Origin of the sequence: Paranoxybacillus vitaminiphilus, from assembly GCF_003259935.1 — a bacterium.
Taxonomy (GTDB): Bacteria; Bacillota; Bacilli; order Bacillales; family Anoxybacillaceae; genus Paranoxybacillus; species Paranoxybacillus vitaminiphilus.
Window position 1 is genome coordinate 101,649 of sequence record NZ_QLMH01000004.1, and the last position, 24,325, is coordinate 125,973.

Consider the following 24,325-nt stretch of genomic DNA (forward strand, 5'->3'; position numbering starts at 1 on the left):
ACCCCTATCTACAAATCTTTAGCCAATTAATTGACGCTCTAGTCTTTCTAATTTTCCGCTGACGCTGCCGTCATAAATGCGATACCCGATGCGAAGCTTCACACCACCGATTAAGCTCGGATCAATGACGTTGTTAATGCGGAGCGTGGCTTTGCCGATTTTCTTCGCAAAAGTTTCAGAGAGCGCTTGCTTTTCGTCTTCTGTTAACGGGCGAACAGAATAAACCGTTGCTTCGGCAACACCGCGTTCTTCGTTTGCAAGAGCAATAAATTCGTTTGTAAGCTCTGGAACGATTTCAATGCGATGACGGTCAAGCAAAATCATCAATGTATTTAATAGAGGCGTTGATAAAGACGCGAATATTTCTTGTAACAACGCTTTCTTCTTTTGCACCGCTAACTTAGGATGTTTTAATACATCGACGAATTGTTTGTTTTCTGCAAATACTTGCTGCACAACACGAATTTCTTCTTCCAATTGATCAAGCAGCTGTTTTTCTTTCGCAATTTGAAAAAGAGCCAAGGCATATCGTTTTGCTACGACTTCTTTATTCATCGCCCTTCTCCTACCTCTTGAATATACTCTTGAATCAGCTTCGCTTGATCTTGCTCAGTTAACTCTTTTTCAATTACTTTAGAGGCAATTAACACAGATAAAGATGCGACTTGCTGACGCAATGCAGCAACAGCTTGCTCTTTCTCCTGCTCGATTTCTTTTTTCGCAGCCTCTTTTAAGCGCTCTGCTTCTGCACGAGCTGCCGCAATGATTTGTTCTTTTTGCTCTTCACCAAGTTTGCGGGCGTTTTCAATTAATTCTTGTGCTTCTTGACGAGATTTTTTCATAAGTTCGCGTTGCTCTTCTGCAAGCTTTTTCGCTTCTTGATGATGCTTTTCTGCCTGCTCAATTTCATTAGCGATATGCTCTTCGCGTTGTTTCATGACGCCCATCAATGGACCAAACGCATATTTACGGAGCAATGCTAACAAAATTAAAAACATGATTAATTGGAAAAGAATATCGCCGCCGTTGAATCCGCTATGTGCAGCTCCAGCGCCTAATACAAACATGTTTAACACCGCTCGTTTCACTCCCTTCAAGAGTCGCCTTCACTTCAAGTTAGTTTTACGCGAACTGAATCGCTGCAAATTCTAATGTGCTCAAGAGTTTCTTCTGTCATTAACCTACAGATTCTTACCCTGTTGCTAGATGAATCGGCTTGGTTTCAAAAAGGTTTGGCTAATTCAACCTATTCACTAAGTCACAAGATTTCGTGGTTTGTTTCTTGTGTTAATTCCATTATGAACATAAAGGAATGGCGAAGGTTCTCATGGAATGATCTTCGCCATTGTTGAACGATTTTTGTTCATCACCATATAAAATTTTTAGGTCATCCTGCCAAGCGCCTAGCTTGACCATACAGACAGCATGTTGCTGCGCGATAAGCAAAGCGCGGCGCTTGTACAATTATCGACCTAAAACCATGAATGCGATAACTACCGCGATGATCGGAATCGCCTCTACTAACGCAACCCCGATAAACATTGTTGTTTGAAGCATACCGCGAGCTTCTGGCTGACGAGCGATACCTTCAACTGTACGAGATACGATTAAACCGTTACCAATACCTGCACCAAGTGCAGCTAAACCGATAGCAATTGCAGCTGCTAATAAACCCATGATTAAAAGTCCTCCTTTAAAATATTTATTGAAATTATTGGATTTGTTTTATAAATTAATGGTCATGACTCACTTTGTGCGCCATATAAACCATTGTTAACATTGTGAAAATAAATGCTTGGATCGCACCAACGAAAATACTGAAGCCTTGCCATGCAATCGTCGGAATGATTGCTGCAATTGTTCCGCCAACACCTGTCGCTAAACCGCCTGCAAGCAGGCCTAATAAAATTTCACCTGCGAAAATGTTACCGTAAAGACGCAGACCAAGCGTTAATGTGTTAGCGAATTCTTCGATAATTTTAAGCGGGAATAAGAACCACATCGGAGTAACGAAACCTTTAGCATAATGACCAAAGCCATGCAGTTTAATGCCATAGTAGTGGGATAGTGCTACAACCATTGTAGCAAGCGTTAATGTGACAACTGGATCAGCTGTCGGCGACTTCCACCATAGTTCTCCGTCAATCACAACAGAAAACGGAAGACCAAGCATGTTTGCTACGAAAATGTACATGATTAATGTCAGTCCAAGCACGTGGAAGCGTCCGCCTGTTTTCCAGTCCATGTTGCTTTTGATGATATTTTTCACAAAGTCCATGACCCATTCTAGGAAGTTTTGCATCCCCGTCGGTTTCATAGACAAGTTGCGGGTTGCCAAAACAGCAATGATAAAGACAATGACAGATGTGACAGTAATCATTAAAATATTAGCTAAGTTGAAAGTAAGTCCTAAAAATTCAGCTGTTGGAGCTCCGTGATGCACTAGTACTCACCTCTCTTCCCACCGCTTTTGCGTATTTTTTGCAAAAAATAATCTATTATAATGACAAAATAAGATGTCATTAACCCAAATACCATTGGAATCATTGAGAAATAATGAGGATAGCGCATCACAATCAACACCGCCAACCCTGCCGCAGCCATGCGTGAAAATGTACCAAGGGAGCTGACTTTTTTTCCTTCAATAACTGCCTGTCCGAAACGGTTCGCCTTTCTTGCCAATATCCATAGCCCGTAAAAGCTGATGGCCGTACCAACAATCAAGCTTAAAAATATCGTTTTATATTGCGTAAAACCCCAGCCTACTGTATAAACGGATAGCAAATAAAATATGTATTTTCGCTGCCTGTGAAACATTTGCTGAAGTTCTTCCATGAACTTAGTCTCCTGAAAAATATTGACGAACTGTTCGTAACATGGCATATACACCTGTAGCAAGTCCAAGCAGTAAACCAATAATTAAAAAGAGAGGCTCCGTATCAAATTGCCGATCGATCCATCTGCCGCCGAATATGCCGACTAAAATCGAACCGACCAACTGTGATGCAATTGCGGACATCAAGCCGATTGCTTGAAGGGGATGGCGTTGATTTTGGCGCATAAGCTCATAATCCTCACTTAATCTATTTCCTGAAAAATCAGAAGAATAAAAACGATTCTCCAACGCTATGAAAACCCTATCATGATTACCCCTTGTAAGCATACAATAGGGACCCGTCAATGTCAATGTATTTACTATGAAAAAAGTAATAATCTACTCTAATTGTTAATAATTTGTCACAATTTATGAATTGATCTTTCTTCCCTTATTGTTATAATATTTTCCCTCTTATTGCATAAAAAACGCCAAGCGCCTTTTGACGCTTAGCGTTCCTAACTAGCTGCAGTAAAGCTCTCTATGCAAGAGAGGCGAGCAACGATGGGGATTATTTTGTACCAAATAGGCGGTCGCCCGCATCACCGAGACCCGGAACAATATAACCGTGGTCATTTAATTTTTCATCTAATGCTGCAATATAAATATCAACGTCAGGATGAGCTTGTTTGACTGCTTCTACTCCTTCGGGAGCGGCAATTAAACACATAAACTTAATGTTTTTTGCCCCGCGTTTTTTCAAAGAATTGATCGCTTCCACGGCGGAGCCCCCTGTTGCCAGCATCGGGTCAACCACGATAAAATCGCGCTCTTCGACATCTGTCGGCAATTTTACATAATACTCAACCGGTTTTAATGTTTCCGGGTCGCGATATAAACCGATATGTCCTACTTTTGCAGCTGGAATCAGTTTTAAAATCCCGTCTACCATGCCAATACCTGCTCGCAAAATCGGGATAATGCCAAGTTTCTTTCCAGCAATCACTTTTGATTTTGCTTTGCTGACCGGCGTTTCGATTTCCACTTCTTCAAGAGGCAGGTCACGCGTAATTTCAAATGCCATTAAAGTCGCTACTTCTTCTACAAGCTCGCGAAATTCCTTTGTTCCCGTTTGCTTGTCACGAATATATGTAAGTTTATGCTGAATGAGTGGATGATCAAAAACGTACACTTTGCCCATCGTATCTCTCCTTTTTTCAATTTACACAATTTACACTTCATTAAATTCTACCGAAAAAGAAAAACTTGTTCAACAATCGTGTCGAAAATCGCAAAAAATTGTAAAAAAAAAGAGGCTGTCTCAACAGCCAAGCGTCAGAAAAACCTATCACCATATAGCTTACATTACTCTCAACAAGCAAAGCTAATGCATAAGGTCAGACACTTATGAGACAGACTCTTTAACACTTTAACGCATCGGGGGTCAGACCCCATAAAGAGGAAATTTCTCCGTGAGGGCAGCGACGCGTTTTTTTGCTTCTTCCAGTTTTTCTTCGTTGTCGATGTTTTTCAAAGTTAAAGCGATGATGCTAGCGATTTCGTCCATTTCTTCAAGCCCGAAGCCGCGGCTTGTTACAGCTGCTGTTCCGATACGAATGCCGCTTGTAACAAACGGGCTTTCCGGGTCGTATGGAATTGTATTTTTGTTTACAGTGATCCCAACTTCATCAAGCACTTTTTCCGCGACTTTACCTGTTAAATTTAATGAACGTAAATCGATTAATAATAAATGGTTGTCCGTGCCGCCGGAAACAAGCGTAAAGCCTTCTTTCATTAACGATTCTGCTAAACGTTTTGCATTGTTCACAATGTTTTGTGCATATGTTTTAAAGCTATCTTGCAACGCTTCGCCAAGAGCCACCGCTTTTGCCGCAATGACATGCATTAACGGCCCGCCTTGAATACCCGGGAAGATGGCCTTGTCAATTTGCTTTGCAAATTCCTCTTTGCAAAGAATCATGCCGCCGCGCGGTCCGCGCAATGTTTTGTGCGTTGTCGTCGTGACAAAATGCGCATAAGGCACAGGGTTAGGATGAAGACCTGCCGCAACAAGACCTGCGATATGCGCCATATCGACCATTAAATAAGCGCCAACTTCATCGGCGATTTCGCGGAAACGTTTAAAGTCAATGACGCGAGGATATGCGCTCGCACCAGCTACAATTAATTTCGGTTTATGTAAGCGTGCCTTTTCCAACACTTCATCATAATTAATCGTATGCGTTTCCGGGTCTACCCCATATTCAACGAAGTTATATTGAATACCACTGAAGTTCACCGGGCTTCCATGTGTTAAGTGGCCGCCGTGGGACAAATTCATGCCAAGCACTGTATCCCCGTGCTCAAGAACAGTAAAATAAACAGCCATGTTCGCTTGAGCTCCGGAATGCGGCTGAACGTTTGCATGTTCTGCGCCAAACAACTGCTTCGCCCGTTCACGCGCCAACTCTTCCACGACATCAACATGTTCGCAACCACCATAATAGCGGCGGCCTGGATATCCTTCTGCATATTTGTTTGTTAATACAGAACCTTGTGCTTCCATGACGGCACGGCTGACAAAGTTTTCAGAAGCAATTAACTCAATTTTTGTTTGCTGTCTTTTTAATTCATTTTGAATTGCTTGAAAAACTTGCGGATCTTGCTGTGGCAAGTAATTCATCGCCAGCTCCCCCTTTTTAGAAATATTCGAATATTCCTTTTTATTTTAACAGCTTTTTACCGTTTTTTAAAAGAAAAAGTGAACAAAATTGTTACTAATCGCATGATATATTCGGTTTTTCTAAGGAATAAACGGCTCTCGCGCCACCGATTAATTTCGGTCTTGTCTTTGCCAATGTAATATGGGCATGTCCAACTTGTTTCAATGATGTACGAACCGGTACAGCGACATGCTTCAAATGCATCCCAATGAGCGTATCGCCGATGTCAATGCCTGCATCCGCCTTAATAAACTCAACAACAACAGGATCCTGCAAATGTTGGTACGCATACTCAGCCATCGCACCTCCCGCTGAGCGCACCGGAACGACCGAGACAATCTCCAGCTTATTCTCAACGGCTGTTTTCCTTTCTACCACTAAAGCGCGGTTAAGATGCTCACAACACTGAAAAGCGAGCTGTACCCCTGTTTCGTCTTGCAGCTTTTTCAATTCATGAAACAGCATTTCCGCCACTTCCGTTGTGCCGGCTGTGCCAATCTTTTGACCGATCACTTCGCTCGTGCTGCAGCCGATAACAACAATTTGCTCGGGAGAGAGGGGAACTTGCTTACGAAACTCTTGTAAAATCGTTTGCCATTGCTGCTTCCATTGTTGTAAATCAGCGGACATTCTCCATTCCCCCTCAAACAAAACAATTTACAAATTTTCTTCTTCGTACTTTTTAATTTTATTTAAGCGGTTTTCGTGACGACCGCCTTCATATTTCGTTGTGAGCCATACTTTTGCAATTTCCCGGGCTAATCCCGGGCCAATGACACGCTCTCCCATCGCCAATACATTGCTGTCGTTATGTTCGCGCGTCGCTCTTGCACTGAATACATCATGAACGAGAGCGCAACGAACCCCTTTGACTTTGTTAGCAGCAATACTCATGCCAATACCTGTGCCGCAAATTAAAATGCCGCGGTCCACTTCACCTCGAGCTACCTTTTCCGCTACAGGAATCGCATAATCCGGATAATCGACAGATGTACCGCATTCACAGCCTAAATCAATATACTCAATTCCCATTTCGTCCATCAGCTTTTTTATTTCTTTACGAATATTTACCCCGCCATGGTCGGAAGCAATGGCTACTTTCATTCAGTTTCCCTCCTTAGTAGATATCGCTGCACAAAAAGCCGCCTTTCTTCTCAATTTTAATATGTTCACCGAGAAGTCTCCCACCTCTAAACAGCGTGCAGGTGGGAGAGGTTCATATGATAGAAGGCGGCGTTTTCATTAATTTCAGCATTTGTTGTTTATTTTATCCCCTCAGCTTCTGATTCTTTTCTCTATTGAAAAATCATGTTCTGCCGCTAATAATGGTTCATGGAAGCCCATTACAATGAAAAACGTTCAATCGTGTGTTTTAATTTTTCAGCCTGCTCTGCCAGCTGTTTTGCAAGTTCATTGACATTATTAATCATTGCCGTTTGTTCTTGAGTTGCCGTTGTCACTTCAAGCGCCCCTGCCGATGTTTCTTCAGCAATCGCCGCCACCTCTTGCGACTGGATGGAAGTGCGCTCAATATGCTCCATTTGCTGTTCAACAAGTTCAGCAATTTGTTTGACTGCATCAGCAACTTCATGAATCGAATGCGTCATCTCAGAAATCGCATGATTTGTGTCACTGCCTTTCGCCGCTTCCTCGTTGGCTAATTTCACTTGCTCATTAATTTGCGCAACAACACGGATGACTTCCTGTTGAATATTTTGAATCAGCTCTGAAATTCCTTGCACTGCCTTCGCGCTTTCATCTGCCAGTTTGCGCACTTCTTCAGCAACAACAGCAAACCCCTTGCCATGCTCCCCGGCACGCGCTGCTTCAATCGAAGCGTTTAAGGCTAGTAAATTCGTTTGCCCGGCAATATCCCCGACAAGCGAGATAATATTTTCTACTTCTTTTGCATGCTGCTCCAAACGGCGGACGGACTGTAACGAAGCCTGATTATTTTTCGCTAAGTTTTGAATGCCTGTAACAAGTGAATGAATGACTTGTTTGCTTGCATCTAATGTTTCAACCATCTCAATCGACAATTGTTCGGACTGCTGCGCTTTTTCCTGTACTTGATTGGCGATTCGCAATACATCATCTACTGATTCGGCTGTCGTCTGCATCGATACGGCTGAATTGTCAGCTCCCTTAGAAATTTCTTCAATCGTGCGGGCGATGTTTTCCGACTGCTCAGCTGCCATGCTGGAAGCTTTCGTAATTTCCATGACTTTTTGATTTGTATGTTCAAAGTTTTCTTCAATATTTTTGACAATCGCGCGCAAATTGCGGAGCATTTCGTTAAAAGCCAGGCCTAACGAACGAATTTCATCATCGGATTTTGAAACGGGTACATCTTCATTAATTTGCCCGTTTGCCGCTTTAATGGCCGCTTGTTCAAGCTGCTTTAACGGCTTCGTAATAAAGCTTGCCGCAAAATACGCTAACAATCCTGACCAAAAAATGCCTAGCAATAAGGTGACAATCGTAAAAACGTGTTCATTGACAAGATGTGAAACAAAATCATATAAATAATAAATGAAAAAGGCACTGGTAGAATAAGTAACTGTCGCTAACACAGTCGTAAACACAACAAGTTTTAATCGCAGGCTGAAGCCATACCTCTTTTTTTCCTGCATCCCCGAACTCCCCCTATATATGTTGGTATGCTTGTCCTATTTTTCCTAACAATCGCCCAATCGCCTTTTAGAGCTTATTAGCAAGCTGTTCAATTAGCTGTTCTAACTCTTCCCGCGTTTGACGATACATCTCTACAGAGCCGCCAAAAGGATCGGATATATCCCCACTTTCTCCCAAGACAAATTCTTTTAATGTAAATGTTTTATTTTGCGCCTCTGGAAAGCGGCTTATCACATGTTGTTTATGTCCTTCCGTCATTGTTAAAATATATGTCGCCCACTCCACATGCTCTTTCGTTAACATCGAAGATTGATGGACACATTCCACCCCTTTCTCAGCTAATACTGTTTTCGCATGTTCTGAGGCATCGCTGCCATCCATCGCAAAAATCCCTGCTGACTTTACTTCGATGTCAGGAAGATTTTTATTTTTTAATAATGCTTCAGCCATGGGGCTTCGGCACGTATTTCCTGTGCAAACAAACAAAATATGATTCGCCATCATAAACACTCCTTATGTACAGACAAACATCATTTATCTTGCAAAAGCGCGAGTAGCTCCATACAATGTTATTAATTATTATTATAACGGAATTTTCCTGCTAAATATAGTGGCATATGAAAAGAGGCTGATCCAAAAGTAAGTGTCAGCCCCTCAACGATAATATATAAGATAAAAACACGATGAGGTCAGACACTTATGGATCAGCCCCTAAAAAGGACATAATAATTTCATCCCGAATGCAAAAAGAATGCTTCCTCCCAGTACCTCGCTGTACACTCCAAGCCATTGCTGAAATCTGCGGCCGAGCAAAAGACCGGTCCATGTAAGCATCATGCTGAATAATCCAAACAGCATAATCGTCAGCACCGTGCGTGCGCCATAAATTCCAAGACTGAGTCCAACCGAAAAACTATCTAAACTGACGCTTAAGGCAAAAAAAAGCAAGCCGATTCCTAAGGGAGAAATAAACGGCTCATCGTCCTTCTTAAAAGAAGAAACAATCATTTGCCCTCCTAAAATCAAAAGCAAAAGCCCGCCGATGTAGGAAGCGATTGCGCCGAACTGCTGCGATAAAAAGCGACCGAGCCATAAGCCAAATAAAGGCATAAAAATATGAAACAGTCCAATCGTCAACCCTATATAAAAAATTTGCTTGAAGCGCAAACGAATAAGCCCCATTCCCAATCCTACCGAAAAGGCATCCATTCCCAAAGCAAACGCCATCATGCATAATGTAATGAACTCACCGATTAATGTTTCCATGGTTCCCCTCCTCGGACCTGCCTTATTGCCAACATATGCATGTCCGAAGAAGTTTAGAAGACTATTTTTCACTTATCAGCTGATATCCAGCAGCTTTTTTTAGCCGATTCATAACCGCTGCACCAATTCCTTCTGCCGGAAAACTTTCACTATAAATGAGTTCCACATCCGTTTCATCAAAATGTCTTAATACTTGATACAGATGCGCTGCGACAGTATGCAAGTCTCCACGCCGGCCGCACGGAAGAACAACGTCTGCATGATAAAAATCTTTATTTTCCTCTGTTGTCAATACACCGACTTTCACACCGCTTTTTCGCCGTTCATCAACAAGGCGCTGTAAAAAAATGCGGCTTCCTTCGACGATGATCAAAGGAGACTTTGGAGCATAGTGTGTATATTTCATCCCCGGCGATTTCGGAGCCGCTGTTTCGTCTTCAAGAGCCGCATCGATACGCACCTTGCCGATCACCTGTTCAATTTCTTCTTTCGTAACACCGCCTGGACGCAAAATTACAGGGATCTTTTCTGTGCAGTCTAACACCGTCGATTCCACACCAATGCCTGTTTCCCCTCCGTCAACAATGCCGGCAATACGCCCGTTTAAATCATCATAAACATGCTTTGCTGTTGTCGGGCTTGGACGGCCGGATAAATTGGCGCTTGGTGCAGCAAGCGGCAGACAACATTCTTCAATCAATGCTAAAGCAACCGGATGATTCGGCATGCGCACCGCAACAGTCGGAAGCCCTGCCGTTACCTTTTCAGAAATCTTTCCTTTTGCCTTCAGTACAAGCGTTAATGGTCCTGGCCAAAAACGTTCCATTAATTTGTAAGCAAAATCTGGAATATCTGTCGCAATTTCCTCAAGCTGTTGCAGCTGAGCGATATGAACAATCAACGGATTGTCGCTCGGACGGCCTTTCGCGATAAAAATTTTCTCCACCGCAGCTGAATCTGTAGCGTTCGCCCCCAATCCGTATACCGTCTCTGTCGGGAAGGCAACAATTTCATTCGCTCGCAGCAATTCCGCAGCCTGTGAAATCTGTGGATAAAATTGTGATTTATCCTCAATATTATCCACAACCCAAATTTTTGTCTCCACTTTATCCACCTCAAATGTTACATATGTTATATAGTAAAAAATACGAGTCTATCAAGAGAATGACAAGATATTATGTAAAAAGTATAAAAGAAGCCTGTATATAACACAAGTTTTATCCACAAAATGTGGATAAAACTTGTGATTTAGTGGATAACTATGTGGATAATATGGAGATCTCAACAAAACAATAAAGGTTATCCACAAAAAATTCCGAAAACTATGGAATGATACTCTTCAGTAATTCACCGACAAAAAACTTCACTTCGACTTTTCCCGCCTTTTCTTCTACGACAAATTCAGGTTTCTGAACCTGTAAATCAGAAGGTCCTGCCGTTTTTGGAGCGGCCATTTCTTGATTCGGATCCTGATCTTGTTTGCTCGTTTTTAGAGGCTCCATTTCTATTTCTTGTTTTGAATCCTGACCTTGTTTTTTCACCGCTTCACCATTTGAAAAATCAAGAAAACATAACGGCGGGAATAATACACACCACCAGTTTGCTCCTTCACCTTTACCAAGAGTAATTAAAATCGCTTCATATTGGCCAGCCGGATAAATATAGTTGCCATAAAGCTTCGTCGGAAAGTTTACTTTCCCAAACTCCACTTTATATGTTTGTCTGCTGTTTTCTTCCTTTAGCACAGCAGCAACAATATGCTCAATATCGTCGATACGGCTTTGAATGACTTTCTTTGCCTCAGCAAAAGAAGTTAAATCGGCAACCCATTTGTTCATTTCCTTATTAACTGCATCGCGCACCTTTCGTTTCAATTCCTGGTCTTGCGCCGAATCGCTGTTCGCTAATATTCTTAAGCGTATCGCTTCATCCGGTATAACGACCGCCTCGTTTTCTCCCGCGTTCGTCTGCCGGCCATAAATATTGACCAACGCTCCAATCATCAGCAGCAATATATATAAAAAAATAATCGCCTTTCGCTTCATCATTGATTCGCACCGTCCTTTCACTAACCATTTTGGACAGCGGTGATGAATCTTAAACTATGAACTTAAAAAAATTTCTAGCAATCTAAAAATAAAGAGGCTGGTCCTAAAGCAAAACGCCAGATCCCACAGCACGATATGATAAAGCTCGCATGAGATCAGACATTTTTGGACCAGCTCTTATCTAAAAGTTCCGCATATACCATCCGGTCTTTTCCGTTCATATCATAAACAATTTCAACCATCGCCCCGCGAAACGTTTCCCGCAGCAACCCCGCAACGGCTTCCGCCTGCCCAACACCGACTTCGAATGCGATTAAAGCGCGTTCCTTTACAACGAGCGGCAATTCGCTCATAAAGCGGCGATAAAAATCAAGCCCATCTTTTCCCCCAACAAGTGCTCTAAGAGGCTCATGATTTTTTACAACCGGAGAAAGAAACGCGATGTCGCTTTCGGGAATATAAGGCGGATTCGAAACAACAATATCGACTTTGCGGCCTGTTTGAATGAACGGCTGCAGCAAGTCCCCGCATATAAATTCCACTTCCGCTCCGAGACGACTGGCATTTTCTTTCGCTACTTGTATCGACTCAGGGGCAATATCAATCGTGCTGACACGCAGCGCCTTATTCTCAAGCGCGAGCGTAATCGCAATCGCACCGCTTCCCGTTCCAACGTCAACGACATCAAGCATGTCATGTTCCGGAAACAGCTTCTTGATTCTTCTCAACACACCTGCTACTAACTCTTCCGTCTCCGGACGGGGAATGAGCACTTCTTTGTTGACCAAAAAGGAACGCCCGTAAAACTCCTCACAGCCGGTTAAATATTGTACAGGCACATGTTCGTATACATGCTTTTGCAAATCGGCGATGAACGCTTGCTTTATCTTGTCCCCGATTTCATCGCGTAAATGAGCAAACAGCTGCGCGCGCGTCATGTTTAAATGATGGCGCAGCAATAACTCCGCAACATTTTCCTCTTTGCCGTTTTCTTTTAAAAAAGAAGAAGCCCAGTTCAGGACTTCATAAATTTTATTGCTCATTGTTTGCCTGCTCCAATTTTTTTGATTGGTCATCTAAAATAAGCGCATCAATAATTTCATCAAGCTTGCCTTCCAACACTTGGTCAAGCTTTTGAATCGTTAAACCGATGCGATGGTCGGTGACGCGGTTTTGCGGGAAGTTATAGGTGCGAATGCGCTCGGAACGATCACCTGTCCCAACCGCCTGTTTGCGCGTTTGGTCGTATTCAGCGCGCGCTTCTTGCTGATATTTATCATAAATGCGGGCACGCAATACTTTCATCGCTTTTTCCTTGTTTTTAATTTGCGATTTTTCATCTTGGCAGGAAACGACGATTCCCGTAGGAATATGTGTTAAGCGGACGGCTGACATCGTCGTGTTTACGCTTTGTCCGCCCGGGCCGCTCGAAGCAAACGTATCGACGCGGATATCTTTTTCGTTAATTTCAATTTCAATCTCTTCCATTTCCGGCAGGCAGGCAACCGTTGCCGTCGATGTATGAATGCGTCCGCCAGACTCTGTCTCCGGAACGCGCTGCACGCGATGGGCGCCGTTTTCAAACTTCAGCTTAGAGTAAGCCCCTTTACCGTTAATCATAAAAATAATTTCTTTATATCCGCCAAGCCCTGTTGGATGTGCTTCAATCACTTCCGTTTTCCAGCCTTGTGACTCGGCATAGCGCGTATACATGCGATACAGGTCGCCGGCAAACAACGCCGCTTCTTCACCGCCAGCCGCACCGCGAATCTCCATAATGACGTTTTTATCATCGTTCGGATCCTTTGGCAAAAGAAGAATTTTTAGTTTCTCGACAAGCTCTTCTTCACGGCGCTCAAGCTCGCTGATTTCTTCTTTCACCATTTCGCGCATTTCCGGATCAAGCTTCTCTTCCAGCATCGCTTTCGCATCAGCTAACTGCTGGCGGACCGATTTGTACTCTCTATATGTTTGCACCGTTTCCTCTAAATCGGACTGCTCCTTCGAATAATCACGCAATTTTTTCGGATCGTTAATCACTTCCGGATCCATTAATAATTGATTTAGCTTTTCGTAACGTTCTTCTACAGCTTGAAGACGATCAAACACGTTATTCACCTCGAATTTCCATACACAGTCTAATTTTAAATTATACTATATGTTTTATAAAACGGCAAAGTGATTAACAATATAGAAGCAATAGAGTATCGTGTTCCTGTTCAAGCGCAAGGATAGAAAAATTATACCAACAAGAATGCTGTGCTTCTACATGGATAGTAAAATCATTCGCGATAGGACGTGCCAATTTTACGAGAAAAATACCAACTATTCGTAAAAATTTGCCGAAATTTTGGCACAAAAATGAACGAAATACGCATTTTACTATCATAAATGTAGATTGGTTTTCCTACATATATAAAATTCTTAACGGCTCTTTTGCCCAAACCTAAACGCTTTATTTATGTCGATTTTTCAGTCTGAATTTATATATTTTCACTTTGGCACACTTTTTGCATTTTAAATTTTATGAAACTAATTGAAAGGGGATTGGGAGAATGAAAGCAGCTGTTGTCAACGAGTTTAAACAAAAACTTGAAATTAAAGAAGTAGAGAAACCTAAACTAGAGTATGGCGAAGTACTTGTCAAAATCGAGGCGTGCGGCGTCTGCCATACAGACTTGCATGCCGCACACGGAGATTGGCCTGTAAAGCCGAAACTTCCATTAATTCCTGGACATGAAGGGGTAGGAATTGTTGTGGAAGTGGCCGAAGGAGTCAAATCGATAAAAGTAGGCGATCGCGTCGGCATCCCTTGGTTATATTCCGCTTGTGGTGAATGTGAATATTGCTTGAGCGGACAAGAAACACTTTGTCCACATCAATTAAACGGGGGATATTCCGTAGACGGCGGATATGCTGAATATTGTAAAGCACCCGCTAATTATGTTGCCAGAATTCCAGAAAATTTAGATCCGGTTGAAGTTGCACCTATTCTTTGTGCCGGGGTGACAACATACAAAGCATTAAAAGTTTCGAATGCAAAACCTGGCGAATGGGTAGCTATTTACGGAATCGGCGGTTTAGGGCATATAGCGCTTCAATATGCTAAAGCGATGGGGTTAAATGTTGTTGCTGTTGATATCAGTGACGAAAAAATGGAGCTCGCAAAAAATTTAGGTGCTGACATCGCGATTAACGGGTTAAAAGAAGATCCGGTAGAAACGATTCAGAAAAAAGTTGGCGGCGTACAAGCAGCGATTAGCGTCGCGGTAACAAAAAAGGCATTTGAACAAGCTTATCAATCTGTAAAACGGGGTGGAACGCTAGTTGTTGTCGGATTGCCTCATGATGATTTGCCGATTCCTATTTTTAATACCGTATTAAACGGAGTGACTGTAAAAGGCTCCATCGTTGGTACGAGAAAAGATATGCAAGAAGCTTTAGACTTCGCTGCAAGAGGAAAAGTCCGCCCTATCGTGGAAACGGCTCCATTAGATTCTATTAATGAAGTATTCGAAAGAATGGAAAAGGGGCAAATCAATGGCCGGGTTGTATTGACAATGAATGGAACAAAATAATTCGTTCATGGGATGCGGTCATTTCCGGCCGCTCCCACGCAACATATGCTAAAGAAATATAGGAGGTATAAAACATGATATACAGCCAGCCGGGAGAAAAGAATGCGAAAGTACAATTTAAAAAGAGGTACGACAATTATATTAACGGAGAGTGGGTTCCACCGGTTGCCGGCCAATATTTTGAAAACATTACTCCTGTGACTGGCGAGGTGTTTTGTGAAGTTGCCCGCTCGCAGGCTGAAGATATTGATATGCTTCTCAAAATATTATTCCAGTCACACTTGAACTAGGCGGAAAATCTCCAAATATCTTTTTTGCGGATGTCATGGATAAGGACGACGAATTTTTAGATAAAGCAATTGAAGGTTTTGTGATGTTCGCTTTAAATCAAGGAGAAGTTTGTACATGTCCTTCAAGGGCTCTCATCCATGAATCAATTTATGACACTTTCATGGAACGAGCGATTGAACGGGTAAAGAAGATTAAAACGGGTAATCCGTTAGACACCGAAACCATGATGGGTGCACAGGCATCATCCGAACAAATGGAAAAAATTCTTTCTTATATTGATATCGGTAAACAAGAAGGGGCCGAATGTCTCATTGGCGGTGAAAAAAATATTATCGAAGGATTCGAAAATGGGTATTATATCAAACCTACCGTGTTTAAAGGTCATAATAAAATGAGAATCTTCCAAGAAGAAATTTTTGGTCCTGTTGTATCTGTAACAACCTTTAAGGATGAAAAGGAAGCATTGGAAATTGCCAATGATACTTTATATGGCTTAGGCGCCGGAGTCTGGACAAGAAATATTAATCTTGCCTACCGCTTTGGCAGAGGCATTCAAGCCGGTAGAGTCTGGACGAATTGTTATCACGCTTACCCTGCCCACGCAGCTTTTGGCGGTTATAAAATGTCCGGTATAGGCCGTGAAACCCATCAAATGATGCTAACCCATTATCAACAAACAAAAAATATACTAGTCAGTTATAATCCAAATGCACAAGGATTTTTCTAAAATAAAGAAACGTGAAGAATTGACGAAACAAGTACTTCTGAAGTTGAAACTAACCAACAAAAAGGGACTGAATCTCAAAAGTGATTTATCCTTTTGAGTCAGCCCCTTTTTCTTTTAATAAATATCTAAGTTTACGAATGGTGATATTCAATCGTTCCGCTGCTTCTTTCCTATTTCCTACTGTTTCCTTTAACGTTTTCATCACAAAAGACCTTCCTATCTGTTTTTCTAAATCTTTGACCAATGATAACACTTGTTCAAGGTCAACTCTCTTATTCTCTTTCCATAATGAAAGAATATAGCTTGTCCATTCGTGCAGATAATGTTCTAAATCATCTATGTCATCTTCAGTATTTTTACTAACGGAAAATAATTTCTGTGACGGAGATGTCCTTTCCGTTTTCAATTTTTCAGGCAAGAAATGAGGAGTGATGATTGTTGTTTCTCCTTCTGCCAAAGTCACCGCCCGCTTCACCACATTAAAAAGTTCCCGCACATTTCCCGGCCAATGATATTGTTTCATTTGCAAAATCGTGTCGTCGGAAAAAGATAAATTCGAATTCAATTTTTTCAAAAAACATTCGATGAAAAGCGGCAAATCCTCTATTCGTTCTCTTAGCGGAGGAATCGTTAATTTCACCACGTCTAACCGATACAATAAGTCCTCCCTAAATGTTTTTTCAGCTACAGCTTGAGCAAGATTGACATGAGAAGCAGCAATGATCCGCGTATTTGTTCTTCGGATCGTCTCGCCACCTACCCGAATATACTCTCCTGTTTCCAACACCCTCAGCAATTTTACTTGAGTGGAAAGCGATGCTTCTCCAATTTCATCCAAAAATAAAGTTCCTCTGTTGGCTATTTCAAAAATTCCCTTTTTTTCTTTCACAGCTCCTGTAAACGCACCTTTCTCATGGCCAAACAACTCGCTTTCCAAAAGGGTTTCAGAAACGGCACCACAATTGATTCCGATAAAAGGTTGATCATAGCGCATACTCGCATTATGGATAAAATGTGCGAGTACTTCTTTTCCTGTACCTGTCTCTCCTTCAATCAGCACATTGACATTTTTTTTCGCAATTTTGTAGGCTAGTTTGATTAAATCATTCATCTCTTTGTTTTTGCCTACAATCAAACCAAGTGTTTCTGCCAACCTGTACATATCATTTTGCGATGATGTTGAATGACTGTCTAACAACCCTTCTATTAATCTTTCTAATTCATCAATATCGTCAAATGGTTTTTCAATATAATCGCTTGCGCCATATTTAATCGCTTCGACTGCTGTTTTCACCGTACTATAGCCAGTCATAATAATCGCTTTACAAGATGGCAATACGGTTTTCAATTGTTTTAATAGGTTCAAACCATTTATGTCCGGTAATTTTACGTCAATTAACGCAAGATCAAATCGGTGTTCTTTTATTAGTCTTAAAAAATCTTTTCCATTAAATCCGAGTTTTACGTGATAACCCTTCCCTTCTAATAAATGTAGAAAGAAAGTTCCTACTTCCCGTTCATCATCAATCACTAAAATATTCGCCATAAATTTCCCCCATCCCATTTACCGTTATTGCTTGACTGGAAGTTTTAATATAAACTCACTTCCCTTTCCAAGTTCGCTTATCACCTCAATCGTTCCACCGTGGGCTTCTGCTATTCCTAAACTGACGGATAGTCCAAGTCCAGTCCCTTTTCCCGGCCGCTTTGTCGTAAAAAACGGATTGAAAATTTCTTGTAAATGTTGTTCGCCTATTCCTTTTCCGTTATCTTTGACAGAAAGAAGGACCCAACGTTTTTCATTTTCTAATATTGACCTCGTTTCAATTGTTATCACTTTTTTTGGGATATCCATATCTTCAAGTGCATCTTTTGCATTGATTAAAAGGTTTAAAATAATTTGTCCAATTTGCTGAACATTCCCTTCAATGAATTCAACCGAATCATCCAATTTTTTTTGAATCATAATGTTCTGCTTTTTGATTTGATCACCTACTAATCCCAATACTTGCTCAACCGCCTCATTGACAGAGCAATCTTCAAACATGTATTCATCTTGCCGCGAAAAGGTCAATAAATTTTGAATGATGATTTTGCATCGTTTCCCGCACAAATAAATATCTGACAGAAGTTTATACGAGCGGTCATCTTTTGAAGCAGATCGTAACAATAGTTGCGCGTTTCCGAGAATAGCAGTTAACGGATTATTCAATTCATGGGCGATTCCCGCTGCCATCTCGCCAATTGCCGCTAGTTTCCCGGATTGCAATAATTGAGCTTCAATCTGGCATTTCTCTGTGATGTCGTTGATATAAATAATGACGGCATACATGCTTTGACTCTCGTTAAACACAGGATATGAATGAAGTTCACATACTCGTTGCTGGATATGAATTTGCCGATGAACAGGTTTTTTCGTTTGAAGATTTTCTATTATAGGACTTTCATTGATGTCCATTGATAGCAATTGATGAATGTTTTCTCTCGCACGTTTCTGCAAATCGAATTGAAAAAATTCTTTCGCCGCGTCATTATAGCGTAAAATATTTCCTTGCAAATCAACAACCAATATCATTTCCGAAACGGCCCGAAAAGTCTCTTCCCACTCTTTTTTACTTGTGAGTACCTCATTATAAAGTCTGGCATTTTCAATACAAACAGCCAATTGATCACAAAGCTGCTGGAAAAAAGAACGATCGGCCTCGTCATATTCGATAACCTCTTTACTGCCTATACTTAACACCCCAATGACTTTTCCCTTGCTGACGAGAGGGATTAACAACACACTTTGAATCCCCAACTCTTCATAAACTTTATTTTCAATATAGGAATCTTTTTCGGCCTGTACCTGATAAAAAACCTTTTTTAGTGACTGAATCACTTGCCAATAAAGAGAATTTTCCTTTGGCAAAGCAAAGCCGATTGGGAAATATAATGAATGGGCCGGATAAACATTGGTTAAAATCAATTTTTCATTTTCATATAAAGATAAACTAATCCTTTCTAGCGGGAAAATTTCTTTTAATTTATCAAAAATGTTTTTTAACATTTCATCCATTGACATATCGATGTTAAAACTTTTTGTTACATCATTTATAATTTCTAACTGCATATTCTTCTTTTTTAACTCCACAACCATCTTTTTTAATTCTGTATAATAACTTTTTTTAGAAGATTGAACACCTGTTAGAAGATTAATTATTTTTTGCCGTTCGTTAATCCCCATCATTACCATGCCTTTCTAAATATTTCTTCAATATCTTCCACCGTTACATCCCGAGGATTTGTAATCATGCAGGCATCATGTAAGGCAATTAAGCTCATGTTTCGTATTTCCTCTTTCTCTAAACCAATATCGGATAGTCGCTGGGGAGCTCCAATATCCACTGTTAGATGCTTTACGTATTCAATTGCTTTTTTCCCTGCTTCCATATCAGACATGCCGCGAATATCAATGCCAAGGAAAAGAGCAATATCGGCAAATTTTTTCGGATTTGCTAGAAGGTTATATTCCATTACATGTGGAAGTAATATGGAGTTTACGTCACCGTGAAGGATTGGATACTTCCCGCCTACTGCATGCGACATGGCGTGTACAGCCCCTAAAATGGCATTAGAAAAAGCAAGGCCGGCTTGCAAACTTGCCATCGCCATATTTGTCTTAGCTTCCCTATTTATTTTTGACGCTACCGAAGGACGTAAATATTGCGCTACTAAAGAAATGGCATTTTTTGCTTGAACATCCGTTAACGGAGTCGCAGCCAAACTTACGTATGCTTCAATTCCGTGCGTTAAAACATCTAATCCTGTTGAAGCGGTTAAATGAGCACTTTTGGTTGACAATGTTTTCGGATCGACAATTGCAATGTCAGGAACAAGCGATTTTGAAACAATGGTCATCTTTTTTTGTCCTATTGTATCTACAATGACTGAAAATTGCGACACTTCTGAGCCTGATCCGGCTGTTGTTGGAATCATTACTTGCGGAGGGAGAGGATTTTTAATTTTGTCAACTCCTTCATAGTCATGAATTCTCCCGCCATTTGTTACAAGAACGGCAATCGCTTTCGCCACATCGATAGGACTTCCCCCGCCAATTCCAATAATTGAATCACATTCATTTTGGATATATACTTCACATCCATTTTCCACTTCTTTATCTTTTGGATTAATGGTTACATCATAAAATGTCGTATATTTTAACCCAGCTTGTTTACAGCTCTTAATGACAACATCTAGCCATCCTGCTTCAATAACACCGGGGTCACTTACAATTAATACATTTGTAGCCCCAAGCCTAAGACAGCTTTCTCCTACCTGGTGAATAGCATCATTTCCGAAAATGACCTCAGGCATAACAAATTTATGAATATTCATTTTCTTCCCACCTAACGAAAAAATCGTATTATCACATGCCAGAAGCTTTCACTTTAAGATAAAAAGGCTGCCATATGTTACAAGGTTTTATCCAATAAGACTTTCACGTTGATATCTTTATTCGATAGACAAATGAAAATTTCCTGTTTAACCATCTACCGAGTCTAAGTAAAAAGAGGTTGTCTCATAAAGGGTCTGACCTCACATGCGTTTCACAATATATAAATTTACCCAACATGATGTCCTATATATTGTGTTGTGCGGTCTGACCCTTGACTTTTGATTCAAGCTCTAATCCATATTCAAATGAATATGATAGCGCGGCATTGCTCTTGTAAGTGTTTTATATATTTTATCGCGATCTTTTTCCCTTTGTTTTCGGGAAACATTTTTTGTGGCGTGCACAGTTACCCATGCATCGCGCCCGTTAAGCCAAATTGATCCTGGCCTGTAGTCTGTATACTTTTCAATCGCCTGGGCGATTTGATTCACATCGGCACGATTGTTTGCACTTCCTTCCGTTAAGCTAATAAAATTTGGATTTTGGTTTGTTTTTTCCGGAGCGGCAAAATCGTTATAAAAATCTTCCTCTAAATAACGCCGATAAGCTTTGTTATCCTTATCATACGTCATTAATTTTGTTCCATCTTTATCCAAGCTTTGCGCTTCATAGTCTGAACGATTCGGATTTACTGCACATGCTGAAAGAAGTATGAAAACAAAAAACGGCAGTAAGGTTCTCATGTTTGTCGCCTCCCTGCCGTTAGCTTGCCCAGCCATATGAAAAGTATTTGTCCGTTTAGCCAACAATCTCTTCCATTTACATGATCGCGCCATTTTTTACTTTTTTATCGACTGCGCTCACCGGCTTGTCCGGCACTTCATGGTGATGACGGCACCGCGGTTCATATGACTCACTTGCGCCGACTAAAATAACGGGATCATAATACGAAGCAGGCTTGCCATTAATCAGGCGTTGAGTGCGGCTCGCCGGTGAGCCGCATACCGTACAAACGGCTTGCAGTTTGGTGACAGATTCAGCGATGGCCATCAACACAGGAACAGGTCCGAATGGCTCACCGCGAAAATCTTGATCCAGCCCTGCGACAATGACGCGATATCCTTTGTTCGCTAATGTTTGCACGACTTCAATAATGTCGTTTTCAAAAAATTGTACTTCGTCAATCGCAATGATGTCCGTTTGTTCAGTAATATACTGGAAAATTTCTGCAGCCGAAGAAACAGGAATGGCAATGATGGATGTGCCGTTATGGGAAACAACAGCTTCATCACTGTAACGGTTATCAATGGTTGGTTTAAATACTTTCACTTCCTGTTTGGCAAATGTCGCCCGACGGACACGGCGAATTAATTCCTCTGATTTTCCGGAGAACATGCTTCCGCAAATCACTTCGAGCCAGCCGGATTGCTTCATCACATACATAATAGACGGCTCTCCCTTCTTCGTCCTTTTCTCTCATTCGGTAGTTTTGACGACTGTATAACCGCCATTATTGTTCATCTTTTGCTCTAGTCAGTAAAAAAACAGGCAAGCTCTTTTTATTCACTTGCCTGTTTCTTATAATTGGCTCCGCTTTTTTATTGTCTAGCTCCAGCGGCCAGCCGCTCGGGGTCAAATAACCTTCCGGAGCGAAGTCAAAAAGCGACTTCTTGCTCCGGAAGAACATTTGCCCATCGCGGCTAAGCAGGCCGCTTCCGCTTTTCTTTATTGTCTAGCTCGCCTCGCAACGCCTTCTGGAAAATAACCTTCCTCCCTCGAAGTGACAAGTACTTCTCGTCGGAAGAACATTTTCCTTCGGCGTTAAACGCTCGGCTCCGCTTTTTTTTATTGTCCAGCTCCATCGCCTAGCTCTCTTCTGCCAAATAACCTTCACTCTCGAAGTGTTATGCACTTCTGCGGGCGAAGAACATTTGGCTTCGAGAGCTAATCGCGGCGACTACACCTTTCTTATTTCAAGCCGTATTTTTTGTTGAATTTATCTACACGTCCTGCAGCAGAAGCGAATTTTTGACGTCCTGTATAGAATGGATGGCACTCAGAGCAAATCTCAACGCGCACTTCGTCTTTAACAGAACCGCTTTCGAATTCGTTTCCGCAAGCGCATTTTACCATTACTTTTTTGTACTCTGGATGGATTCCTGCTTTCATTCTTTTCATCTCCTTCCGCCCTGAATCTTTTCGAAACAGAGTTATATATTCATTTGTGAGCAAGATAATCTTCTCACGTTTTATCAAAACACACATGGTAAAATTATAACAAGCCGTATCTCTTTTTGCAACTCCCTGTTTTTTCATGGCAGCAAAGATTGCTTTAAATTCGCTTTGCTGCTGTGGCGCTTAGCCCTTTCCATTCCTCATCAAGCATTTCGAAAAATTCTTCGTTTGTTTTCGTTTGCTTTAATTTGTTTAAAAATCTTTCAATGAAATCCGGCGTATCGGACATTGTTTTGCGGATCGCCCAAAGTTTATCAAGATGTTCTTTCGGAATTAACAGCTCTTCTTTGCGTGTGCCGGAGCGGCGAATGTCAATGGCAGGGAAAATGCGCTTTTCTGCCAACGAACGGTCAAGATGAAGTTCCATATTGCCTGTTCCTTTAAATTCTTCATAAATAACGTCATCCATTCTTGACCCTGTATCAACTAACGCTGTCGCCAAAATCGTCAAGCTGCCCCCTTCTTCAATGTTGCGCGCGGCCCCGAAAAATCGTTTTGGGCGATGGAACGCAGCCGGATCAATCCCCCCGGAAAGCGTGCGGCCGCTTGGCGGAATGACTAAGTTATAAGCACGGGCCAATCGAGTAATACTGTCCATTAAAATGATCACATCGCGCTTATGTTCCACAAGACGCATCGCTCTCTCTAACACAAGTTCCGCTACTTTAATGTGGTTTTCCGGCACTTCGTCAAACGTGGAGCTAACAACATCTGCATCGACAGAACGCTCAATATCTGTTACTTCTTCAGGCCGTTCATCAATGAGAAGGACAATCAACTCTGCCTCAGGATGATTCGTTGTAATACTGTTGGCAATTTCTTTTAATAACGTCGTCTTACCCGCTTTCGGCGGCGCTACAATGAGACCGCGCTGACCAAAACCGATCGGAGCAATTAAATCAATAATTCTCGTTGACAGTTTGTCTGGCGTTGTTTCTAATTTCATTTGGCGATTTGGATAAAGCGGAGTCAATGCTGGAAAGTGAACACGTTCTTTAGCGATTTCTGGATCCTCTCCGTTAACCGCTTCAACGTGAAGCAAGCCGTAATAACGCTCGTTTTCCTTTGGTGGGCGCACTTTTCCGGATACTTTATCACCATTTCTCAAATCGAAACGGCGAATTTGAGAGGCAGAAATATAAATATCCTCAGAGCTTGGCGAATAGTTAATCGGCCTTAAGAAACCGAATCCTTCTGATTGTATAATTTCCAAAACGCCTTCCATAAATAACAGTCCGTCTTGTTCTGCTTGTGCTTTTAAAATCGCAAAAATTAATTCTTTTTTTGTTAGTTTACTGTAATACGAAATTTTGTACTGACGAGCTAATTCATAAAGCTCTTTCAGTTTCATATTTTCTAAAGTAGCAATTGTTAAATCCATTTCTACACCACTCTTTTACTATTTTTAGTTTTCCTCCCATTGTTAATGCGAGTTTTATATTGATGAAATCACTATGGATGGAATGAAAGAAGATAAAGAAGGTTTATTGCAATGGAAGCAGAATAGCAGAGCTTGTTATTTATGCAAGCACAACATGACTATTTTACCCTTTTTACCGTTTTTTAATCAATATATATTTTATTTTTTTAAAAGCAAAAATAGGCGAGGTGATAGGCACACCCCGCAAAA

At 41.4% G+C, this 24,325-nt stretch carries 26 protein-coding genes and 1 pseudogene; 3 read left to right on the forward strand and 24 right to left on the reverse strand.

Translation table 11 applies throughout. The annotated features are described in order from the left end of the window. Positions 1–18: 18 nt before the first annotated feature. The 17 genes from B0I26_RS06995 to prfA form a co-directional block, all read right to left on the reverse strand. Complete coding sequence (locus B0I26_RS06995; protein WP_111644744.1) at positions 19–555, reverse strand: F0F1 ATP synthase subunit delta; 537 nt, start codon at positions 553–555, stop codon at positions 19–21. After that, positions 552–1,067, reverse strand: coding sequence for a F0F1 ATP synthase subunit B (gene atpF, locus B0I26_RS07000; RefSeq protein ID WP_111644874.1), 516 nt, complete (start codon positions 1,065–1,067; stop codon positions 552–554). Before atpF ends, B0I26_RS06995 begins: the two co-directional genes overlap by 4 nt. Before the next feature lie 397 nt (positions 1,068–1,464). Continuing rightward, positions 1,465–1,677, reverse strand: a complete 213-nt coding sequence (gene atpE, locus B0I26_RS07005; protein ID WP_071460981.1) for a F0F1 ATP synthase subunit C — start codon at positions 1,675–1,677, stop codon at positions 1,465–1,467. Positions 1,678–1,732: 55 nt separating this feature from the next. Beyond that, positions 1,733–2,443, reverse strand: coding sequence for a F0F1 ATP synthase subunit A (atpB, locus tag B0I26_RS07010; protein WP_111644745.1), 711 nt, complete (start codon positions 2,441–2,443; stop codon positions 1,733–1,735). Beyond that, positions 2,443–2,835: an ATP synthase subunit I gene (locus B0I26_RS07015; protein WP_111644746.1), complete on the reverse strand. Its 393-nt coding sequence runs from the start codon at positions 2,833–2,835 to the stop codon at positions 2,443–2,445. The genes atpB and B0I26_RS07015 overlap by 1 nt, the downstream gene beginning before the upstream one ends. Positions 2,836–2,839: 4 nt before the next feature. Further along, the gene (locus tag B0I26_RS07020) at positions 2,840–3,061 is read right to left on the reverse strand and encodes an AtpZ/AtpI family protein (RefSeq protein WP_111644875.1); all 222 of its coding nucleotides are present in this window, start codon (positions 3,059–3,061) and stop codon (positions 2,840–2,842) included. 325 nt (positions 3,062–3,386) lie between these two features. Beyond that, entirely contained in the window at positions 3,387–4,016 is a 630-nt protein-coding gene (gene upp / locus B0I26_RS07025; RefSeq protein ID WP_111644747.1) for a uracil phosphoribosyltransferase, read from the reverse strand. 243 nt (positions 4,017–4,259) lie between these two features. Continuing rightward, positions 4,260–5,498 carry a serine hydroxymethyltransferase gene (gene glyA / locus B0I26_RS07030; protein WP_111644748.1) on the reverse strand — a complete coding sequence of 413 codons (1,239 nt, stop codon included), beginning with the start codon at positions 5,496–5,498 and terminating at the stop codon, positions 4,260–4,262. Positions 5,499–5,592: 94 nt separating this feature from the next. After that, the gene (locus B0I26_RS07035) at positions 5,593–6,168 is read right to left on the reverse strand and encodes a TIGR01440 family protein (protein WP_111644749.1); all 576 of its coding nucleotides are present in this window, start codon (positions 6,166–6,168) and stop codon (positions 5,593–5,595) included. Between the two features lie 27 nt (positions 6,169–6,195). Then, positions 6,196–6,642 (reverse strand): ribose 5-phosphate isomerase B, encoded by a 447-nt coding sequence (gene rpiB / locus B0I26_RS07040; protein WP_111644750.1) that lies wholly within the window; start codon positions 6,640–6,642, stop codon positions 6,196–6,198. A 239-nt stretch (positions 6,643–6,881) separates the two neighbouring features. Then, complete coding sequence (locus B0I26_RS07045; RefSeq protein WP_111644751.1) at positions 6,882–8,171, reverse strand: methyl-accepting chemotaxis protein; 1,290 nt, start codon at positions 8,169–8,171, stop codon at positions 6,882–6,884. Between the two features lie 67 nt (positions 8,172–8,238). Further along, positions 8,239–8,673, reverse strand: coding sequence for a low molecular weight protein arginine phosphatase (locus B0I26_RS07050; protein WP_111644752.1), 435 nt, complete (start codon positions 8,671–8,673; stop codon positions 8,239–8,241). A gap of 210 nt (positions 8,674–8,883) precedes the next feature. Further along, a complete protein-coding gene (locus B0I26_RS07055) occupies positions 8,884–9,438 on the reverse strand; it encodes a manganese efflux pump MntP (RefSeq protein WP_111644753.1) in 555 nt (184 codons plus the stop codon). 61 nt (positions 9,439–9,499) lie between these two features. Further along, complete coding sequence (locus B0I26_RS07060; protein ID WP_181502774.1) at positions 9,500–10,543, reverse strand: L-threonylcarbamoyladenylate synthase; 1,044 nt, start codon at positions 10,541–10,543, stop codon at positions 9,500–9,502. Between the two features lie 217 nt (positions 10,544–10,760). Further along, on the reverse strand, positions 10,761–11,483 hold the full coding sequence (gene spoIIR / locus B0I26_RS07065; protein ID WP_111644876.1) for a stage II sporulation protein R: 723 nt from the start codon (positions 11,481–11,483) through the stop codon (positions 10,761–10,763). Between the two features lie 158 nt (positions 11,484–11,641). After that, positions 11,642–12,529, reverse strand: coding sequence for a peptide chain release factor N(5)-glutamine methyltransferase (gene prmC, locus B0I26_RS07070; protein ID WP_111644755.1), 888 nt, complete (start codon positions 12,527–12,529; stop codon positions 11,642–11,644). Continuing rightward, the gene (prfA, locus tag B0I26_RS07075) at positions 12,519–13,595 is read right to left on the reverse strand and encodes a peptide chain release factor 1 (protein WP_111644756.1); all 1,077 of its coding nucleotides are present in this window, start codon (positions 13,593–13,595) and stop codon (positions 12,519–12,521) included. Before prfA ends, prmC begins: the two co-directional genes overlap by 11 nt. A 446-nt stretch (positions 13,596–14,041) precedes the next feature. On the opposite strand from prfA, the gene adhP reads away from it, so the two are divergent. From adhP to adh, 3 genes and pseudogenes are all read left to right on the forward strand, one after another. Continuing rightward, on the forward strand, positions 14,042–15,064 hold the full coding sequence (gene adhP, locus B0I26_RS07080; RefSeq protein WP_111644757.1) for an alcohol dehydrogenase AdhP: 1,023 nt from the start codon (positions 14,042–14,044) through the stop codon (positions 15,062–15,064). 74 nt (positions 15,065–15,138) lie between these two features. After that, positions 15,139–15,354, forward strand: coding sequence for a hypothetical protein (locus B0I26_RS19075; RefSeq protein ID WP_245934726.1), 216 nt, complete (start codon positions 15,139–15,141; stop codon positions 15,352–15,354). Beyond that, positions 15,315–16,082, forward strand: a pseudogene (adh, locus tag B0I26_RS07085) (aldehyde dehydrogenase); the annotation flags it as partial. The gene B0I26_RS19075 and the pseudogene adh, both read left to right, overlap by 40 nt. Positions 16,083–16,167: 85 nt before the next feature. On the opposite strand, the gene B0I26_RS07090 reads toward adh, so the two are convergent. From B0I26_RS07090 to rho, 7 genes are all read right to left on the reverse strand, one after another. Beyond that, positions 16,168–17,628 (reverse strand): sigma-54-dependent transcriptional regulator, encoded by a 1,461-nt coding sequence (locus B0I26_RS07090; RefSeq protein WP_111644758.1) that lies wholly within the window; start codon positions 17,626–17,628, stop codon positions 16,168–16,170. A 24-nt stretch (positions 17,629–17,652) separates the two neighbouring features. Next, positions 17,653–19,311, reverse strand: a complete 1,659-nt coding sequence (locus tag B0I26_RS07095; protein WP_409991414.1) for a sensor histidine kinase — start codon at positions 19,309–19,311, stop codon at positions 17,653–17,655. Continuing rightward, entirely contained in the window at positions 19,311–20,459 is a 1,149-nt protein-coding gene (locus B0I26_RS07100; protein ID WP_111644759.1) for an iron-containing alcohol dehydrogenase, read from the reverse strand. Before B0I26_RS07100 ends, B0I26_RS07095 begins: the two co-directional genes overlap by 1 nt. A 291-nt stretch (positions 20,460–20,750) precedes the next feature. Beyond that, complete coding sequence (locus B0I26_RS07105; protein ID WP_111644760.1) at positions 20,751–21,203, reverse strand: hypothetical protein; 453 nt, start codon at positions 21,201–21,203, stop codon at positions 20,751–20,753. 76 nt (positions 21,204–21,279) lie between these two features. After that, on the reverse strand, positions 21,280–21,903 hold the full coding sequence (locus B0I26_RS07110; protein ID WP_111644761.1) for a thymidine kinase: 624 nt from the start codon (positions 21,901–21,903) through the stop codon (positions 21,280–21,282). Positions 21,904–22,428: 525 nt separating this feature from the next. Then, on the reverse strand, positions 22,429–22,629 hold the full coding sequence (gene rpmE, locus B0I26_RS07115) for a 50S ribosomal protein L31 (RefSeq protein WP_027408040.1): 201 nt from the start codon (positions 22,627–22,629) through the stop codon (positions 22,429–22,431). 163 nt (positions 22,630–22,792) lie between these two features. Beyond that, positions 22,793–24,076, reverse strand: a complete 1,284-nt coding sequence (gene rho / locus B0I26_RS07120; RefSeq protein ID WP_111644762.1) for a transcription termination factor Rho — start codon at positions 24,074–24,076, stop codon at positions 22,793–22,795. Positions 24,077–24,325 lie beyond the last annotated feature (249 nt).

Bases quoted from the DNA above. Each gene is read 5' to 3' on its own strand.
- B0I26_RS06995 (WP_111644744.1), bottom strand. From the start codon at position 555: ATGAATAAAGAAGTCGTAGCAAAACGATATGCCTTGGCTCTTTTTCAA.
- atpF (WP_111644874.1), bottom strand. From the start codon at position 1,067: ATGTTTGTATTAGGCGCTGGAGCTGCACATAGCGGATTCAACGGCGGC.
- atpE (WP_071460981.1), bottom strand. From the start codon at position 1,677: ATGGGTTTATTAGCAGCTGCAATTGCTATCGGTTTAGCTGCACTTGGT.
- B0I26_RS07015 (WP_111644746.1), bottom strand. From the start codon at position 2,835: ATGGAAGAACTTCAGCAAATGTTTCACAGGCAGCGAAAATACATATTT.
- B0I26_RS07020 (WP_111644875.1), bottom strand. From the start codon at position 3,061: ATGCGCCAAAATCAACGCCATCCCCTTCAAGCAATCGGCTTGATGTCC.
- upp (WP_111644747.1), bottom strand. From the start codon at position 4,016: ATGGGCAAAGTGTACGTTTTTGATCATCCACTCATTCAGCATAAACTT.
- glyA (WP_111644748.1), bottom strand. From the start codon at position 5,498: ATGAATTACTTGCCACAGCAAGATCCGCAAGTTTTTCAAGCAATTCAA.
- B0I26_RS07035 (WP_111644749.1), bottom strand. From the start codon at position 6,168: ATGTCCGCTGATTTACAACAATGGAAGCAGCAATGGCAAACGATTTTA.
- rpiB (WP_111644750.1), bottom strand. From the start codon at position 6,642: ATGAAAGTAGCCATTGCTTCCGACCATGGCGGGGTAAATATTCGTAAA.
- B0I26_RS07045 (WP_111644751.1), bottom strand. From the start codon at position 8,171: ATGCAGGAAAAAAAGAGGTATGGCTTCAGCCTGCGATTAAAACTTGTT.
- B0I26_RS07050 (WP_111644752.1), bottom strand. From the start codon at position 8,673: ATGGCGAATCATATTTTGTTTGTTTGCACAGGAAATACGTGCCGAAGC.
- B0I26_RS07055 (WP_111644753.1), bottom strand. From the start codon at position 9,438: ATGGAAACATTAATCGGTGAGTTCATTACATTATGCATGATGGCGTTT.
- spoIIR (WP_111644876.1), bottom strand. From the start codon at position 11,483: ATGAAGCGAAAGGCGATTATTTTTTTATATATATTGCTGCTGATGATT.
- prmC (WP_111644755.1), bottom strand. From the start codon at position 12,529: ATGAGCAATAAAATTTATGAAGTCCTGAACTGGGCTTCTTCTTTTTTA.
- adhP (WP_111644757.1), top strand. From the start codon at position 14,042: ATGAAAGCAGCTGTTGTCAACGAGTTTAAACAAAAACTTGAAATTAAA.
- B0I26_RS19075 (WP_245934726.1), top strand. From the start codon at position 15,139: ATGATATACAGCCAGCCGGGAGAAAAGAATGCGAAAGTACAATTTAAA.
- B0I26_RS07090 (WP_111644758.1), bottom strand. From the start codon at position 17,628: ATGGCGAATATTTTAGTGATTGATGATGAACGGGAAGTAGGAACTTTC.
- B0I26_RS07095 (WP_409991414.1), bottom strand. From the start codon at position 19,311: ATGATGGGGATTAACGAACGGCAAAAAATAATTAATCTTCTAACAGGT.
- B0I26_RS07100 (WP_111644759.1), bottom strand. From the start codon at position 20,459: ATGAATATTCATAAATTTGTTATGCCTGAGGTCATTTTCGGAAATGAT.
- B0I26_RS07105 (WP_111644760.1), bottom strand. From the start codon at position 21,203: ATGAGAACCTTACTGCCGTTTTTTGTTTTCATACTTCTTTCAGCATGT.
- B0I26_RS07110 (WP_111644761.1), bottom strand. From the start codon at position 21,903: ATGTATGTGATGAAGCAATCCGGCTGGCTCGAAGTGATTTGCGGAAGC.
- rpmE (WP_027408040.1), bottom strand. From the start codon at position 22,629: ATGAAAGCAGGAATCCATCCAGAGTACAAAAAAGTAATGGTAAAATGC.
- rho (WP_111644762.1), bottom strand. From the start codon at position 24,076: ATGGATTTAACAATTGCTACTTTAGAAAATATGAAACTGAAAGAGCTT.